Source organism: Saccharibacillus brassicae, from assembly GCF_006542275.1.
Classification (GTDB): domain Bacteria; phylum Bacillota; class Bacilli; order Paenibacillales; family Paenibacillaceae; genus Saccharibacillus; species Saccharibacillus brassicae.
In genome coordinates, this window is the sequence record NZ_CP041217.1 from 3721519 (window position 1) to 3738577 (window position 17059).

Below are 17059 nucleotides of genomic sequence, written 5' to 3' on the forward strand. Positions count from 1 at the left end.
GTAAAGTAGTGAAATACTTAATGCCTAATATACAGCAAACAAATGTAAAAATTATTTTGACAAAATAAGTTGACATATGAACTCCCCCTCTGGTAAATTGTAAACGCGGAACCGGTCAAATGTGAAATGTAAGCCCTTACGAACGATCGGGACCAAATTCATAAGCAAGAAATGGAGGAAGGGGAATGGAAAACTCGGCAGAGACCGGAAAAGGCGGCCGGCTGCTTCAACGCAAAAAGGCGGAACGCAGCGGACTGGGCTCGTTCAAGAAGAACGGCTTTCTGTACCTTTTGCTTGCGCCGGCGCTTTTATTGACTCTGGTTTTCAAATACGTTCCGATGTACGGCGCCATTATCGCCTTCAAGGAGTTCAGCCCGATTCGGGGCATCATGAACAGCGAGTGGGCGGGATTGAAGTATTTCGAAAAGTTTTTGTACTCGCCCAATTTCGAAGTCATTTTTATGAACACGCTTAAATTGAGTTTTTACGGGCTGCTGTTCGGCTTCCCGATTCCGATCCTGCTTGCGCTGATGCTCAATCAGGTCCGCAAAGCCGGAGCCAAAAAAAATATCCAGCTGTTCCTCTACGCGCCGAACTTCGTATCGGTCGTCGTCATCGCCGGGATGCTGTTCATCTTCTTGTCCCCGACGGGACCGATCAACGCGATCGCGACCTGGGTGTTCGGCCAGCCGCTGATGTTCATGACCGATCCCGCCTACTTCCGCTGGGTGTACATCCTGTCGGACATCTGGGCGACCGCTGGCTGGGCGTCGATCATCTACGTCGCGGCACTGGCCGGCGTCGATCCGGAGCTGCACAACGCGGCCAGCCTCGACGGGGCGAGCCTGATGCGGCGCATCTGGCATATCGACCTGCCGACGATCAAGCCGATCATGGCGATCGTGTTCATTCTCGCGGCGGGCGGCATCATGTCGATCGGCTTCGAGAAAGCGTATCTGCTGCAAACGTCGATGAACCTGCCGTCTTCCGAGATCATCGCGACCTACGTCTACAAAGTCGGCCTGCAATCCGGCGATTATTCGTACTCGGCGGCCGTCGGATTGTTCAACTCCGTCATTAACGTCATCCTGCTGCTCACCGTTAACTTCGTCGTCAAAAAGCTCAACGACAATCAGGGCCTTTACTAATCTTGCCGGAAAGGAGAGAACCGCGATGACTGTCAAAAATACGCCGTTCGACCGGTTTCTGCTCGTCTTGAACGGATTGTTCCTCACGCTGGCCGTACTGGTCGTCGTCGTCCCGTTCGTCTATATCATCGTCGCTTCGTTCATGGACCCGACCGTGCTGCTCAATCGGGGGCTGTCGCTGAACCCGTCCGATTGGAGCCTGGAAGGGTATCGCAAAATTTTGAGCAACAACGCCATGATCCGCGGCTTCTTCAACTCGCTGCTGTATGCCGGCGCGTTCGCGATCTTCACCGTGCTCGTCTCGGTCTGCGCGGGCTATGCGCTGGCCGACGATACGCTTGCCGGACGCAAGCTCGTCATGACGCTGTTCCTGATCACGATGTTCTTCGGCGGGGGGCTCATTCCGACCTACCTGCTGATCCGTCAGCTCGGCATGCTCGACACGCCGTGGGCGCTCATCATTCCCGGGGCGGTCAACGTGTGGAACATCATTCTGGCCCGGACGTTTTTCAAAAGCATTCCCAAAGAACTCAAAGAAGCCGCGAACGTCGACGGCGCTTCCGAATTGAAGATCTTCATGCGCATCGTCATTCCGCTCTCCAAGCCGATCATGTTCGTGCTCGCGCTGTACGCGTTCGTGGGGCAGTGGAATTCGTACTTCGACGCCATGATCTATCTGGAAAACTCCAGGTTGTTCCCGCTTCAGCTCGTGCTGCGTTCGATTCTGATCCAGAACCAGGCGGCGCCCGGCATGATCGGCGACCAGCAGGCGATGGCGGAACTGAAACGACTGTCGGAGATGATCAAATATTCGTCTATCGTCGTCTCCAGCCTGCCGCTGATCGTCATGTATCCGTTTTTCCAGAAATATTTTGAAAAAGGCGTCATGGTCGGTTCCCTCAAATAAAACCGTCCGACAATCCGCCGTGCCCTTGTCCGTGTCCGATCATTCGCTCACCGAGGTTCATCATCCCAAGGAGGAATCCCCTATGAAAAAGCTTCGTCTGCCGCATTGGAAAAAAGCGCTCTCCGCGTCCGCCCTGTCTACCGTGCTGCTCGTGACCGCCTGCGGAGGCGGTTCGTCCGAGCCGCAGCAGACCGCCGACGGCAAACCGATTTTGCGCGTGCTGACGTCGAGTTCCCCGCTCGCTCCGGCCGATCCGAACGAGAAACTTCTCGTCAAGCGGCTGGAAGAGAAGACCGGCGTGCATATCGACTGGACCAGCTACACAAGCGACGTGTTCGCGGAGAAGCGCAATCTGGCGATGGCCAGCGGCGATCTGCCGGATGCCATTTTCGCCGCGGAGTACAGCGATTACGACCTGCTCAAGCTGGCCAAGGACGGAGCGATCGTGCCGCTGGAAGACGTGATCGACCAGCAGATGCCGAATTTCAAAAAAGTGCTCGACGAACACCCGGAATATCGCTCGATGATTACCGCGCCGGACGGCCATATCTACGCGTTCCCGTGGATCGAGGAATTGGGTTCGGGCAAAGAGCGTATCCAGTCGGTCGACGATATGCCGTGGATCAACGTGGAATGGCTGAAGAAACTGGGACTTGAGATGCCGAAGACGACGGGCGAACTCAAAGACGTGCTGACCGCGTTCAAGACGCAGGACCCGAACGGCAACGGCAAAGCCGACGAGATCCCGCTGTCGTTTATCGACAAGCCGGGCGGCGAGAACCTGACGTTCCTGTTCGCCGCGTTCGGCCTGGGCGAAAATCCCGAGCATCTGGTCGTGACCGACGAAGGCAAAGTGGTGTTCACCGGCACGGAGCCCGGCTACAAAGACGCGGTCAATTACGTGTACGATCTGTACAAAAACAAGCTGGTCGATATCGAATCGTTCCAGCAGGACTGGAACACGTACGTCGCCAAAGGCAAAGACGACCGTTACGGCCTGTATTTCACATGGGACAAAGCGAACATTACCGGCATGAACGACAAATACGACCTGATGCCTCCGGTTGCCGGACCGAGCGGCGAAGTCAACGTCACGCGCAATAACGGCATGGGCTTTTTCCGCGGCTCGATGGTCGTGACCAGCACGAACAAGCAGTTGGACACGACGGCGAAATGGGTCGATCAGCTCTACGATCCGATCCAATCCGTGCAGAACAACTGGGGCACTTACGGCGACGAGACCCAGCAGAACATTTTCGAATTCGACGAAGCCAAAAAAATGCTGAAGCATCTGCCGCTCGAAGGCTCCGCGCCGGTCGAACTGCGCCAGAAGACGAGCATCGGCGGACCGCTCGCGATTCTCGACGAATACTTCGGCAAGTACACGACGATGCCGGACGACGCCAAATGGCGGATGGACCTGATGGAGAAAGTGCTCGTTCCGCATATGAAGGCGGAGAACACGTACCCGAACGTCTTTTTCAGTATCGAAGAACTGGACCGGCTCTCCACGATCGAAGCCGACCTCTTCCCGTACATGCTGCGCAAACGCACGGAATGGTACCAGAACGGCAAAGCCGACAGCGAATGGGACGCCTACCTGGCGGAACTCGATCGGCTCGGCCTGCAGGAATGGCTCAAGATTCGGCAGGACGGCTACGATCGCAGCGTCGTGAAGTCCTGAATCTATTCGGAACCCCGCAGGCAGCCCGGACATTGACGTAAAATGAACGCAAAAATCGACATATATATAGAAGGCGCAGGAGGCGGACAGACAATGACGATGCAAATAACGAAGCCCGACCATCGGGGCGAGTACCATTTTTCCCCCAAAGAGAAGTGGATGAACGATCCCAACGGCATGGTATTTTTCGACGGCGAATACCATTTGTTTTTCCAGCATCATCCGTTTGGCGATACATGGGGCCCGATGCACTGGGGACATGCGGTCACGCGCGACCTGATCCGTTGGGAAGAACTGCCGATCGCGCTGGAACCCGACGAGCACGGTACGATTTTCTCGGGCAGCGCCGTGGTGGACTGGCAGAATACGACCGGATTTTTCCCGGACGAACCGGGTCTGGTCGCGATCTTCACCCATCATCTGGAACGCCCGGACGCGCCGGTCGTGCAGACCCAGAGTCTCGCTTACAGCACCGACAAAGGCCGCACCTGGATCAAATACGCAGGCAATCCGGTGCTTGAACGCGCGGACCTGCCCGATTTCCGCGATCCCAAAGTGTTCCGGCACGAACCGAGCGGACAATGGATCATGGTCGTCGCCTGCGGTCAGATCGTCTCGCTGTACCGCTCGCCCGATCTCAAGCAGTGGACGTGGACCAGTGATTTCGGTCAGGGCATCGGTTCGCATGACGGCGTATGGGAATGCCCGGATCTGTTCGAACTGCACGTCGACGGCGACCCTACCAAGAGCCGCTGGGTGATGCTGGTCAGTATCGGCGACGGGGGAAGCGGATCGGAAGGTTCGCGGACGCAGTATTTCGTCGGCGGGTTCGACGGCGAGACGTTCACTCCGGACGAAGCTTCACAGCAGGTGCGCTGGCTCGATCACGGCCGCGACAACTATGCCGGCGTCAGCTGGTCGGACATTCCGGACGAAGACGGCAGACGGCTGTACCTCGGCTGGATGAGCAACTGGCGCTATGCGAACCAGACGCCGACCGACGGCTGGCGCGGCGCGATGACCATCGCGCGGGAGCTGACGCTTGAGACGGTGGACGGCGCAGATACGCTGATGCAGCGTCCGGCGCGGGAACTGGAAGAAGCGCGCGTGCCGGTGCTGGAACTTGCGGACGTGACGCTGGCCGGGCTGCGCCTTGCGCTTGAGCCGCTGCGGCTGGGCAGCTTCGAACTGGAAGTCCGGGCCGAAAGCGGACGCTCGTTCGGATTCGTGCTGCGCGAAGGCGACAGCTGCGGAACGCCCGTCGGCTTCGACGCGGAAGCCGGCGAACTGTACATCGACCGTACGCAGTCGGGCGAGTGCGGCTTCCACGCGGACTTCGCGGGAAGACATGCGGCGCGTACGGCGCAGCCGGGCAGCGAAGCGGGGGCTGCGGCCATGCGCGAACGGGGCGTTACGGCCATGCAGAGCGAATCGGGCGTTGCAGAAAGGCAGGCTGCGGACAGCGCAGCGGCTGTGTCGGAGACGCAGGCAGGCGTGCAGCCTGGGGCCGATTCGGAGACGAAGCCAGGCATGCAGTCTGGGGTCGATTCGGAGACGGAGCTGCGGATTTTCGTCGACCGGTCTTCGGTCGAAGTGTTCGAAGGCGGCGGTCGCCTCGTCATGACGGACCTGATCTTCCCAAGTGGGCAGTCGGACCGGCTGTCGGTCTTCGCGGGCGACGAGTCCACGGTATTCCGCTTCGTGCGGATCAGCCGGATTGCGGGCTCGAACGGGGAGGCGTGAATCATGATCGGGAGAGATAACGAACAGACGCCGCATCTCGGCGATTCCGTATTGGATTCCGCACTGGATTCCGTACCGGTTGGGGCGATCGAAGCCGGCGGCACGAAGTTCGTCTGCGGCATCGGAAGTGTGGACGGCGAGATTCACGACCGGATCAGCTTCCCGACCGGTCCGCCGGAAGAGACGCTTGCGCAGGCGATCGATTATTTCGCCGGCCGCGGCGTGCAGGCGATCGGGGTCGGCTCGTTCGGACCGATCGATCTGCGCGCGGGCAGCGCCAAGTACGGGTTCGTCACGACGACGCCCAAAGTGGGCTGGGCGAACTTCGACTTTCTCGGCACGCTGCGCCGCTCCTTCGACGTGCCGTACGGCTGGGATACCGACGTGAACGCTGCCGCCTACGGCGAAGCGATCTGGGGCGCCGCGCGCGGCCTGGACAGCTGCGTGTATTACACGATCGGCACGGGCGTCGGTGTAGGCGTGTATGCCGAAGGGCGGCTGCTGCACGGCCTTCTGCATCCCGAAGGCGGGCACCTGCGGCTGCGCCGGCACCCGGACGATACGTTCGCCGGCTGCTGCCCGTACCACGGCGACTGCCTGGAAGGAATGGCGGCCGGTCCCGCGCTTCAGGCGCGCTGGGGCGTTCCCGGACATGAACTGGCCGCGGATCATCCCGCGTGGGAGATCGAAGCGCATTATATCGCCGAGTCGATCGCGGCGGCCGTTCTGCTGCTGTCGCCGCGCCGGATCATTCTCGGCGGGGGCGTCATGCAGCAGGAGCATCTGCTGCCGCTGATCCGGCAGCGCGCGGCGGCGAGCCTGAACGGCTACGTCGCGGCGTCGGAACTTGCCGAAGGGCTGGGCGAGTATATCGTCGCGCCGGGACTCGGCACGCAGTCCGGCCTGCGCGGCGCGCTGGCGCTGGGCATCCGGGCGCTGGAACAGTCCCGGTCCGGGCTCGGAGATTCAAGTCTGTCCGGCATTTAAATTTGTTACGCCGCTGAGTTTTTCACGCCGTTGAAATCTTCACGCCGTTGAAGTCGTCACGCCGCTAAAGTCCTTATTCATCGCTTATCCGGATATTCATCCTTCCAACGCCCGCCGACGGACATAAGATTCGTCGGCGGGCGAATTTGGCAGGACACGCAAACGGCCTGACCGATCTTACAAGAACCCATCCAGAGAGGGATATGTCATGAATACGAAAAAAACGGCTTTTTCGCTGCTGTGCGCGGTGCTGCTGCTGGGCGTGCTGCCGACAGGCGGGTTTCGGGCGGAAGCGGCCGAATCGGCGCCGACGGCCGCGCAGGAACCGATTTGGAACTCTAATTTTGAGAGCGCTATCATCAGTGAAGGAATCTGGACCGCCGATGACCGCGGCATCCGGGGAACAGCGTCAGGCGGCTCCGCCGCGGCGAAGATGTATGCGACATCCGCTGCCGACCGTCTCGTATTTACGGGCGATCTGTCGCCCGGTTCGGCGGATACGTCCGCCGGACTGGTCTTTCTCGCCGGCGGCGACGGGACGGGCGGCTACGCGGCGCTGCTGGAGCGGGAGCAGGGCCGCGTGCGGGCCCGGCTGATCGGGCCGGGCGGAGCCGAACTCGCCGAATCGGCCGTCACGTATCCGAGCGAAGACGGCGCCAAGCATCGGCTGGAGATCGTCGTCGAAGACGGCCGGGCCAGCCTGCACGTCGACGGCTATGCGGAAGCGGCGCTCGAAGCCGGCGGGATGCCGTCCGGTATTCAGCCCGGCGGACAGTCCGCCGGACTGACGGTAATTCGCGGCACGGCCGTTTTCCAGGATACGTACATGACGCCGATGCCGGAGTATTACGGAGAGTCCTATCGTCCCGCTTACCATTATTCGCCGCCGCGCGGTTCGGCCAGCGATCCCAACGGCATGATTTTCTATCAAGGCGAATACCATCTGTTCCATCAGGACGGCGGACGTTGGGCGCATGCGGTCAGCTCCGACATGCTGCATTGGAAAAGCCTGCCGCTGGCGCTGGAATGGAACGATCTCGGCCATATCTGGTCCGGTTCCGCGATCGCCGATCCGGATAACGTCTCCGGCTTGTTCGACGGCTCGCCGGACGGCGGCGGCCTGATCGCGTATTACACGTCCTACAATCCCGAAGCGCCGGGCGGCAACCAGCGGATCGGCCTCGCCTACAGTTCCGACCGCGGCCGGACATGGCATTACCCGCAGGACCGCCCGATCGTGATCGAGAACCCGGGCAAGAACGGCGACGATCCGGGGAACTGGGATTTTCGCGATCCCAAAGTCGTCCGCGACGAAGCCCGCGACCGCTGGGTCATGGTCGTATCGGGCGGCGACCATATCCGGTTCTTCACTTCGAAGAATCTGACCGACTGGACGCTGACGGACAATTTCGGCTACGGCGATTACGTGCGCGGCGGAGTCTGGGAATGTCCCGACCTGTTCCCGCTGCCGGTGGACGGCACCGGCGAGATCCGCTGGGTGCTCATGATCAGCACGGGCGCCAATCCGGCGACCGAAGGCTCGGACGCCGAATATTTCGTCGGGCAGCTGACGGATGACGGCAAATTCGTTAACGATAACGCCGCCGGGCAGGTGCTCAAGACCGATTGGGGCAAAGAGTTCTACGCGTCGTCTTCGTTCGCCGAGGCGCCGGACGGCCGGGTCGTCACGATGGCGTGGATGACGAATTGGGATTATCCGTTCGCTTTCCCGACGATCGGCTGGAAAGGCGTGCTGAGCCTGCCGCGAGAGCTGTCGCTGACCCACACGGCGGAAGGGGTGCGCCTCGTTCAGCGGCCGATCGGCGAATTGGACGGTCTGCGCCGCGAACTGCGCGCGATCGGCGAGACGACCGTATCGGCCGATGCGCCGAATCCGCTGCAGGGATTGTCCGCCGGCGCGTACGAGATCGAAGCCGAGCTTGAGCTGCCTGCGGGCGGGGCGGCGGCGGATTCGTTCGGCTTCCGCGTCCGCGAAGGAGGCGGGCAGCATACGGATATCGCGTATTCCGTAGACGAAAGCAAGCTGTCGGTCGACCGTTCGGCTTCGGGCACGACCGATTTCTCGCCGCTGTTTGACCTGCGCCAGGAGGCCGAACTCCGACCGGACAACGGCACGGTCAAGCTGCGCATCTTCGTGGACGAATCGTCGGTCGAAGTGTTCGCGGGCGACGGACAAGTCGTCTTCTCCGACTTGATCTTCCCGGACGCGGCGCGCCGCGGCATGAGCTTCTACGCCGAGGGCGGCGAAGTGCGGATCCGTTCGCTGAACGTCTACGCGCTCGATTCGGTCTGGACCAAGCAGGCCGGCGACGAACTCGTGCTCGACACGGCGCAGGTGGATATGGGGCTGAACGAAGTCCGCACCCTGTCGGCCGCTGCGCGCACGTCTTCGTCCGCCGAAGCGCCTCTGAACTGGAGCAGTTCCGACCCTTCGGTCTTGTCGGTGACGGCGGGGCCGGATGGATCGGCCGTGCTTCGCTCCGTCGCTCCGGGCGAAGCGGCGGTGACGGTGTCGGCTCCAAGCGGAGCGGCTGCAAGTGTCACCGTCGTCGTGCACGGAGGCGAGTTCGCGACGAATCTCGGCCCGTTGAAGCATGCTCCGTCGGCGGCAGCGTGGATCGTCGCGGAAGACGGCCTGCGCGGCAGTTACAGCGGCGATACGACGGCCATGTCCAAGCGGACCGCGGGCGACTTCATATATGAAGCGACCGTGAAGCTGGGTGACGGAGGCGGCGCGGCTTCGCTGCTGTTTCGCGCGGACGCCGCCGGCGGCAGCGGCTATTATCTCAATCTGGACCCGAACATGGACGCGGTCCGGCTGTTCTACAAGATCAACGGCAGCTTCGCGGAGCGGCAGGTGCTCGGCAGCTTCCCGGCCCCGATCGTGTCCGGGGGGACGTATGCCCTCAAAGTCCAGGCCAAAGGCCCGCGTATCCGCGCCTGGCTGGACGGCCAGCCGGTGCTCGACGTGCAGGACGGCACGTTTGCGAGCGGACAGGTCGGCCTGCACGCTTTTGGCGGCCGGGCTTCGTTCCAGAACGCGCGCCTTACGCGCACTTCGGCCGCCAAGCTGGACCGTTTCGCGCTGATCAACCGCGAATCCGCTCTGGCGCTTGCGCCGGCGGGCGCCGCCCGCGGTTCGGCCGTCGGGCTCCAGCAGTCGGAGCCGAAGACCGCTCCGCTCTGGACAGCCGTGCCGACCGGCGACGCCGCAGGCTCGGTATCGCTGCGCACGCCCGCCGGCCAGGCGCTCGATCTCGATATCGGGCGCGGCACGCTGCAGCTATACGATTATCTCGGTTACGACAACCAGCGCTGGATCGTTCGCAAAAAAGGCGGACAGACCTTCCTGCTGAACGCGGCGAACGGCCTGGCGCTCACCTCGGGCAGCGGCGGCAAGCCGATTCTGACCGAATACGACCCGGACAATCGGGCGCAGCAGTGGAAGTTCAAAAAGTGACGCCGAACCGGAGAGGGTAGGCGAGAAGCAAGCGAATCCCAAGTAAACAGTTCGTCAAAAAGCTTCTTTCTTCCGGGCGCCGAATCCGGTTGAGAGAAGCTTTTTTAATACGGAAATTTGATGATCGGAAGGCAGTTATGCGTTTAATCGTCCTGTTCATCCCCGTACGACGCCGATTCGCTGCTCCACATGATGACGGACGTATGCGATTCTTGCGCCTGCGGCTCAAGCACATATTCAAACGAAGAACCGAGGTTTGCCGCATACTCGGGCAAGCCGTCCCGTTTCAGCCGATCCATACACCACTCCAGGCAGGATGGCTGCTGGAAAATTGAATACAACTGGGCATTTCGCAAAAACACGTGTTTTTCATCCGAAGAAGCCTGTGCCCAAAACGATTGGATTTCTTCTCTTTTCTCGCCCCAGTCAAAATCCCGGTCGACAGCAGGCAGAGCAGTAGGCGAAAGTCGGTTCGCGCCGGAAGCAGCCGGATCGCCGGCGCAGTTCACCGGATCAGCCGGATTGCCGGCGCAGTTCACCGGATCAGCCGGATCGCCGGCGTGGATCACCGAATCACTCGGATCGCCGGCGCAGTTCACCGGATCAGCCGGATTGCCGGCGCAGTTCACCGGATCAGCCGGATCGCCGGCGCAGTTCACCGGATCAGCCGGATCGCCGGCGCAGTTCACCGGATCAGCCGGATTGCCGGCGCAGTTCACCGGATCAGCCGGATCGCCGGCGCAGTTCACCGGATCAGCCGGATCGCCGGCGTGGATCACCGGATCACCCGGATCGCCGGCCCGAACGGTCGGACCTGCCGCGGCCTGTTCGCTGCGATCTGCCGTCCGCTGCGTCGACACGACGCCGATTCCATCTTCCGTCTCCCGGTCGACCGCCTGTTTTCGTTGCTCTCGCATCTCGTCCAGATACGCGCCCATATCTTGGATCGGCCTAATCCCGAACCGTTCGACCAGACGGCGTCGTACCTCGGACGCTTCTTCGTCCGGTTCATGCGGTTCCCGGGTACGGACATATGCCCGATAGTCTGCGCCGTGTTCGAACGCGTTGATCAAGGCGTCCGCATCGGTATACATGGCCCGCAGCCAATCGAACAAATTGGCGGCGACCGGCCGGACGGGACAATCGGAGTCCACCGGCGATACGATTACGATCCATGCGTGATCCAAATCCGGAGCCAGGCCGAAATCGGTCAGAAATCCGTAATGAATCCCGTCCATGCCGGTGCTGGCCAGAGGGATCACATCGAGCGGTGTAAAAGAATACCGAAAATCATCTTCGAACAGCATGCAAGGAAAAGCGCGGTCCAGCGATAAATCTTCCTGCTGCAGTTCATGTTCCAACTCGAACAACTGCCGAATAAGCGCAGGGATCTCGTACGTTCCGTAATGCTTCGGTAAAGGCGTCATCGAATTTTTCCTCCTGTTCGGGTTCGCGGCTTGCGCGTAAGACTTCATGCTTGTGCCTATTTTCTATCGAATGGGCGGCAGGAAGGCGGCGATGGCCGTCTGTCTGTTCGCTCTGGGCAAAATAACGGCGTAGGAGCAGTTATTTCGGTCTGACGGTCTGCTCTGCACAAAATAACTGCGAGCGGACCGTTATTTGCTTCCGACGGCCTACTCTGCGAAAAATAACTGCGAGGGAACAGTTATTTCGGCATGCAGGCATCCAAAGCTTCTCTTTTCCGCAAAATAGATGCATCTGTGCAGCTATTCGTGATATTGAAGACGATTTGGCGAAAATAAGTGCTCTCAGGCACTTAATTCGGATCGGGCATGGGACGGATGCGAGCTTGCGAGACTGTGGAACCCTGAAGTAAACGCAGCAGCGATCCGCAAAGTTTGATATTTCTTTGCCTTTAAGGAAATGTCACCCTAAAAGCTCATAAATTATGCTACATTATGAGCAGCCGAACAAGCAAAGAGGTCTTGCGTCCCTGCTTGTTCCTTATTTACTCATACGAAATGCCTATTTGCAGGAGGGATTAACGATGTACTGCACGAAATGCGGAGCGAAGCAGCCGGAAGACGCGGCGTATTGTGCCGCCTGCGGCACGCGCCTGATCAAGCAGGAGCCGCAGCCGGCTGCACCGCCGGCTCCAACGCAGGTCCAGGCGGCGACCGAATCGACGCCGGAACGAACGGCCCAACCAACGCCTGACCCGGCCTTGCAGCCGGTCTCCAAACCAACGCCCGAATCGGCCGAACAGCCGGCGGCTTCGGAACCGACATCCCAACCAACGTCCCGGTCAACGCCGGAACCGGCTGCCCCGCCAGTCTCTGCTCCGGCCGCCCAAGCGGCCTCTGAGCCGACTCTCAATCTCGGCTCCCCGCCGTCCTCCGAGCCGGTCCTCAACCCGGCCGCCCCGCCGTCCTCCGAGCCGGCCCCCGCTCCGGCCGCCCCGCCGTCCTCCGCCCCCCGGCTCGAGTCGATGCAGCCGACCGCCGGCGAACTGCCGTCGGTGCTGCTGACGCGCAGCGATCCGCCCGGCAGCGGAAGCGGCTACCGCTATCCCGAACCGAAGCCGACGTTCGCGGCACGCTACGGTTCGCTGCTTGCGCTGCTCAGCCTGATCGTGCTCGTGGCCGGCGGTTGGTACGGCTGGAACCAGTACCGGGCCGGCATCGACCGGCAGGCCGCGCAGCTCGAAGCGCTGGCGGGCGAACTGGCGCGGGGCGGCGATTATTCCGCCGCGCTGGATCGGCTCGCGGAAGCCGCCGAGCTGCGCCCCGAAGACGCGTCGATCGCCGCGGATGCGGAATCGCTCCATGCGGCGCTTCGCGCGCAGGGCGAGCTGGAGCAGGTCGCCGCCCGGCTGGACGGCGGTGACCTGGAGGCATCGGAGCAGAGCCTGAACGAGCTCGAAGCGGAGCTTGGCACACGCCCGAGCGAACTGCTCCAGCGCGAGCGGGACGCCGCCGCCGCGCAGCGCGGCCGGCTGGAACTGCTGCGCGCCGAGCAGCAGCTTGAAGCGTCGGATGACGCGGAAGCGCTGATTACGCTGCTCGGCGGCGTCGGAGAAGCGGATACCGCCGAAGCACGCGATATGCGCGAGCGGATCGTCGACAAGATCGTCTCCGTCAGTTCCGCGCAGGCGGAGAGCATGCTGCGGGAACACAATTACTCTTCCGCTGCCGCAATCGTGGAGACGGCGCTCGGGTACGCGTCGGCGAATACCGCGCTGCTCGAACTGAACGGCCGGATCGAGACCGAAGAACGGGCCGCGGAGGAGCGCCGCGAGGCGGACAAAGCGGAAGCCGAAGAGCAGCGCCGCGCGGAAGAAGAAGCGAGGGTGGCGGCCGAAGCGGCTGCGCAAGCGGCAGCGGAGAATCAGGCCGCCCAGCAGGCAGCGGCGCAGGATCAGGCGGAATATACGGTGCAGGCTTTTTACGACGAGCTGTCGGGCTGGAATTACGGCGGAGCGTACGCGCTGCTGGGCAGTCGTTGGCAAAAAGGGACCGGTTATGCGGATTTCGCGAACGGTTATACGAATACGCTCTCCGTCGTGATCAATTCGATCGATTCGGCGCCGGTCGACGGCAATACGGAAGTGACGATCTTCATCACCGCCGAAGAAATCACGGACGCGGGGACGGTGTACTCCACGTATCGGTCCGTGTACCAGGTCGGCTACGAGAACGGCATCATGAAAATTTTGAGCGGCAAAGGCGAAAAGTTGTCCTGAACGACCGCCAACCCCGCACATGGATCAGCAGGACGGCCTTCCGGCAGCGGGAACCGTCCTGTTTTCTTTACAAATTCAAGGCAAAAGGGTTAAAATACGGACATCAGTTGTATACAGGTATACAGGAGGAGTGATTCAGATGAAAATCGGAATGATCGGGCTTGGCAAAATGGGATACAATCTGGTCTTGAACTTGCTGGAGAACCAGCACGAGGTCGTCGTGAACGACGTGAATCCGGAGCCGGGGCGGGAACTGGCCGGCAAAGGCGCGATCGCCGCGGAATCCGTGGCCGAACTGGTCGGGCAGCTGGCGAAACCGCGCGTCGTATGGGTCATGGTCCCGGCCGGACCGATCGTCGACGGCGTGCTGGAAGGACTATCGGAGCTGCTGGAAGAAGGCGACATCATTATCGACGGCGGCAACTCGCAGTACAAAGATTCGATTCGCCGCTCGGAGACGCTGGGCCGCAAAGGCATCCTGTTCTTCGACGCGGGCACGAGCGGCGGCATGTCGGGCGCGCAGAACGGCGGCTGCTTCATGATCGGCGGCGACAAGGACGCGTTCGCGACGATCGAGCCGCTGTTCCGGGACCTGGCGGTCGAGAACGGCTATCTGTACACCGGACCGAGCGGAAGCGGGCATTATCTCAAAATGGTGCATAACGGCATCGAATACGGCATGATGCAGGCGATCGGCGAAGGATTCGAAGTGTTGGAGAAAAGCGCGTTCGATTACGATCACGAAGCGGTGGCCCGCGTCTGGTCGAACGGCTCGGTGATCCGCAGCTGGCTCATGGAACTGACGCAGAACGCTTTTTCCAAAGACCCGAATCTCGACGAAATCCGCGGCGTCATGCAGAGTTCCGGCGAAGGCAAATGGACGGTCCAGGAAGCGCTTGATCTCGAAGTAAGCACGCCGGTCATCGCGTTGTCGCTGCTGATGCGCTACCGCTCGCTGGAGAACGATACGTTCCACGGCAAAGTGGTCGCGGCGCTGCGCAACGAATTCGGCGGCCATGCCGTCGTGAAGGAAGACTGAGCGATCTTTCGGAGCTGTGGGCCGAAACGGAATTCGTTCCCGAACTGTGCTAAAATCAGGGGAAGCGCCTTTGCCGAAAAAAAGGAAGATTCGTTTTTCGGCGGGCCAATTCGTTAACGGAGGTTTGACCATGCAATATCCTTCCGCTTGGCTCCAGGGTTCTTCGCTCGGCGAGTCGATCGCGAGCCGGCTTCGGCTGCAGATTATCAACGAAGAGATCGCTCCCGGCGAGATCATCTCGGAAAACCGCGTGGCGGAAACGTTCGGGACCAGCCGTTCGCCCGTGCGCGAAGCGCTCAAAATGCTGGCCGGCGAAGGCTTGATCCGCCTTGAGCGCATGGGGGCGGTCGTCGTCGGCCTGACCCTGGAAGACGTGAAGGAGCTGTACGACGTGCGCTACCTGATCGAGAGTTTCGCCCAGCAGCGGCTGGCCGATCACGACAATTCGTTATTGGTCGCGCAGCTTCAGCAGACGATCGACCGGATGAAGCTTGCGATCAAGCATGGCGATTACGTGGAGTTCGCTTACCAGGATTTTTCGTTCCATGAACGCATCGTCACGGAAGCCGAACATACGCGAATCCGGCATCTATGGAACAGTATTCGCCCTATCGTCATGACGGTCATTTTGCTGACAACGGAAAAAGGGTTCAAGCAGGGCGAAGAGCGGATGGAATGGGTCGCGGAAAAGCACCGGACGGTAATCGAAGGATTGCGTTCGGGCAGCGCTGACCGGATCCGGGAAGTCGTCAAAACCTATTTCGACGATTCCGGCGAAACGCTGGATCGCAGTCTTCCTTGATAAGGAAGGCTGCATCTTCGTTCGGTTCAACTTGTCGACAAGTATACCGGAGCCCATCGGTTTACCGAAAATGTTGTAAGCGTTACGCAATGACTCTTACGCGATCCGCAGACGGATCCGTCAATTCTGAAGGAGGACTTTATGGAAAGCTTATTCGGACTCAGCCACAATACGACGCTGCTCATATGGACGGCAGTCGCTATCGTTTTTCTCGTACTGTTGATTGCCAAGTATAAATGGAACCCGTTCGTGACGCTCCTCATGTCCGCATTGATGCTCGGTTTGCTGTCGGGGATGGAAGCGCAAACACTGATCAAGTCGGTTACCGGAGGGCTTGGAGGCACGCTGGGCACGATCGCGATCGTGATCGGTCTCGGCACGATGCTCGGCAAAATGATGGCCGAATCCGGCGGCGCCGAACGAATCGCCAATACGCTGATCGACAAGTTCGGCGTGAAGCGTGTGCACTGGGCGATGGTCATCGTCGGTTTTATCGTCGGCATTCCCGTATTTTTCGAAGTCGGCGTGATTCTGCTGATCCCGATCATCTTCCTTGTCGCCCGCAAGACGGGCATGTCGCTGCTGCATGTCGGCATTCCGATCCTCGCCGGCCTGTCGACCGTGCACGGCCTCGTTCCGCCGCATCCGGCGCCGATGATCGCGATTGACGCATTCGATGCGAATCTGGGTAAAACGATCCTGTACGCGATGATCGTCGGGATTCCGACCGCTATCATCGCGGGTCCGGTATTCGGCAAGTTTATCGGCAAACGCATTCTCGTAACGCCGCCGTCCGAGCTGGCCGACCAATTCTCGGCCAAAAGTTCGGATCGCCTGCCGGGCTTCGGCATTACGCTGTTCACGATTTTGCTTCCGGTTCTGCTGATGCTGGTCGGCTCGATCGCGGGCATCGTCGATCCCGCGGGTACGAGCGGGTTCACGCACTTTGCGGAATTCATCGGCCATGAAGTGATCGCGCTGCTGATCTCGGCCGTGTTCTCGTTTTACTCGCTGGGATTCGCCCGCGGCTTCACGAAAGCGGACATTTCCAAATTCACGAGCGACTGCCTCGCGCCGACCGCTTCGATCATTTTGATTATCGGCGGCGGCGGAGCATTCAAGCAGGTGCTGATCGACAGCGGAGTCGGCGGCGCGATCGCGGCGTTGGCGAACCAGTCGAATATCAACGTTATCTTGTTCGCCTGGCTCGTGGCGGCTTTGATCCGCGTCGCGACCGGTTCGGCTACCGTAGCCATGACGACGGCGGCCGGCATCGTCGCTCCGGTACTCGCCGTGTCGACCGGGGTCAATATCGAACTGGTGGTGCTGGCGACAGGCGCGGGTTCGCTTGTGCTGTCGCACGTCAACGATGCCGGGTTCTGGATGATCAAGGAATTTTTCGGCATGACCGTTATTCAAACGCTGAAATCGTGGACAGCGATGGAGACGATCTTGTCGGTCGTCGCATTAATCTTTATTCTTATCTTGAGCGTGTTCGTTTGATGTCACAGCCGGAAACGGAAAATAAGCAGGCGGAAGTGGGCCGGGTTCTTCGGCCTGCTTTG

The 17059-nt window shown here is 60.6% G+C and carries 11 protein-coding genes; 10 read left to right on the top strand and 1 reads right to left on the bottom strand.

What is annotated here, in order from left to right; all coding sequences use genetic code 11:
• Nucleotides 1-185: 185 nt before the first annotated feature.
• The 6 genes from FFV09_RS15460 to FFV09_RS15485 all read left to right on the top strand — a co-directional run bounded on the left by FFV09_RS15460 (nt 186) and on the right by FFV09_RS15485 (nt 9950).
• Nucleotides 186-1148 (top strand): ABC transporter permease, encoded by a 963-nt coding sequence (locus FFV09_RS15460; RefSeq protein WP_141448662.1) that lies wholly within the window; start codon nt 186-188, stop codon nt 1146-1148.
• A gap of 25 nt (nt 1149-1173) precedes the next feature.
• Nucleotides 1174-2055: a carbohydrate ABC transporter permease gene (locus FFV09_RS15465; RefSeq protein ID WP_141448663.1), complete on the top strand. Its 882-nt coding sequence runs from the start codon at nt 1174-1176 to the stop codon at nt 2053-2055.
• An 82-nt stretch (nt 2056-2137) separates the two neighbouring features.
• A complete protein-coding gene (locus tag FFV09_RS15470) occupies nt 2138-3739 on the top strand; it encodes an ABC transporter substrate-binding protein (RefSeq protein ID WP_141448664.1) in 1602 nt (533 codons plus the stop codon).
• Between the two features lie 93 nt (nt 3740-3832).
• Nucleotides 3833-5482, top strand: a complete 1650-nt coding sequence (locus tag FFV09_RS15475) for a glycoside hydrolase family 32 protein (RefSeq protein WP_170315048.1) — start codon at nt 3833-3835, stop codon at nt 5480-5482.
• Nucleotides 5483-5485: 3 nt separating this feature from the next.
• The gene (locus tag FFV09_RS15480; protein WP_141448665.1) at nt 5486-6469 is read left to right on the top strand and encodes an ROK family protein; all 984 of its coding nucleotides are present in this window, start codon (nt 5486-5488) and stop codon (nt 6467-6469) included.
• A 208-nt stretch (nt 6470-6677) separates the two neighbouring features.
• Nucleotides 6678-9950 carry a GH32 C-terminal domain-containing protein gene (locus tag FFV09_RS15485; RefSeq protein ID WP_141448666.1) on the top strand — a complete coding sequence of 1091 codons (3273 nt, stop codon included), beginning with the start codon at nt 6678-6680 and terminating at the stop codon, nt 9948-9950.
• A 143-nt stretch (nt 9951-10093) separates the two neighbouring features.
• Here FFV09_RS15485 and FFV09_RS15490 read toward each other — a convergent pair whose 3' ends face one another.
• Nucleotides 10094-11377 (bottom strand): hypothetical protein, encoded by a 1284-nt coding sequence (locus tag FFV09_RS15490; RefSeq protein WP_141448667.1) that lies wholly within the window; start codon nt 11375-11377, stop codon nt 10094-10096.
• A gap of 581 nt (nt 11378-11958) precedes the next feature.
• Here FFV09_RS15490 and FFV09_RS15495 point away from each other — a divergent pair.
• From FFV09_RS15495 to FFV09_RS15510, 4 genes are all read left to right on the top strand, one after another.
• Nucleotides 11959-13653 (top strand): zinc-ribbon domain-containing protein, encoded by a 1695-nt coding sequence (locus FFV09_RS15495; RefSeq protein ID WP_170315049.1) that lies wholly within the window; start codon nt 11959-11961, stop codon nt 13651-13653.
• A gap of 139 nt (nt 13654-13792) precedes the next feature.
• Complete coding sequence (gene gnd / locus FFV09_RS15500; RefSeq protein WP_141448669.1) at nt 13793-14692, top strand: phosphogluconate dehydrogenase (NAD(+)-dependent, decarboxylating); 900 nt, start codon at nt 13793-13795, stop codon at nt 14690-14692.
• A 130-nt stretch (nt 14693-14822) separates the two neighbouring features.
• Entirely contained in the window at nt 14823-15494 is a 672-nt protein-coding gene (locus tag FFV09_RS15505) for a GntR family transcriptional regulator (RefSeq protein WP_141448670.1), read from the top strand.
• Nucleotides 15495-15635: 141 nt separating this feature from the next.
• Nucleotides 15636-16997 (top strand): GntT/GntP/DsdX family permease, encoded by a 1362-nt coding sequence (locus tag FFV09_RS15510; protein WP_141448671.1) that lies wholly within the window; start codon nt 15636-15638, stop codon nt 16995-16997.
• Nucleotides 16998-17059: the final 62 nt, after the last annotated feature.

What these genes read in the sequence shown, in the direction of transcription:
- FFV09_RS15505 (WP_141448670.1), top strand. Translation starts at nt 14,823, where the DNA reads ATGCAATATCCTTCCGCTTGGCTCCAGGGTTCTTCGCTCGGCGAGTCG.
- FFV09_RS15480 (WP_141448665.1), top strand. Translation starts at nt 5,486, where the DNA reads ATGATCGGGAGAGATAACGAACAGACGCCGCATCTCGGCGATTCCGTA.
- FFV09_RS15510 (WP_141448671.1), top strand. Translation starts at nt 15,636, where the DNA reads ATGGAAAGCTTATTCGGACTCAGCCACAATACGACGCTGCTCATATGG.
- gnd (WP_141448669.1), top strand. Translation starts at nt 13,793, where the DNA reads ATGAAAATCGGAATGATCGGGCTTGGCAAAATGGGATACAATCTGGTC.
- FFV09_RS15485 (WP_141448666.1), top strand. Translation starts at nt 6,678, where the DNA reads ATGAATACGAAAAAAACGGCTTTTTCGCTGCTGTGCGCGGTGCTGCTG.
- FFV09_RS15495 (WP_170315049.1), top strand. Translation starts at nt 11,959, where the DNA reads ATGTACTGCACGAAATGCGGAGCGAAGCAGCCGGAAGACGCGGCGTAT.
- FFV09_RS15470 (WP_141448664.1), top strand. Translation starts at nt 2,138, where the DNA reads ATGAAAAAGCTTCGTCTGCCGCATTGGAAAAAAGCGCTCTCCGCGTCC.
- FFV09_RS15465 (WP_141448663.1), top strand. Translation starts at nt 1,174, where the DNA reads ATGACTGTCAAAAATACGCCGTTCGACCGGTTTCTGCTCGTCTTGAAC.
- FFV09_RS15475 (WP_170315048.1), top strand. Translation starts at nt 3,833, where the DNA reads ATGACGATGCAAATAACGAAGCCCGACCATCGGGGCGAGTACCATTTT.
- FFV09_RS15460 (WP_141448662.1), top strand. Translation starts at nt 186, where the DNA reads ATGGAAAACTCGGCAGAGACCGGAAAAGGCGGCCGGCTGCTTCAACGC.
- FFV09_RS15490 (WP_141448667.1), bottom strand. Translation starts at nt 11,377, where the DNA reads ATGACGCCTTTACCGAAGCATTACGGAACGTACGAGATCCCTGCGCTT.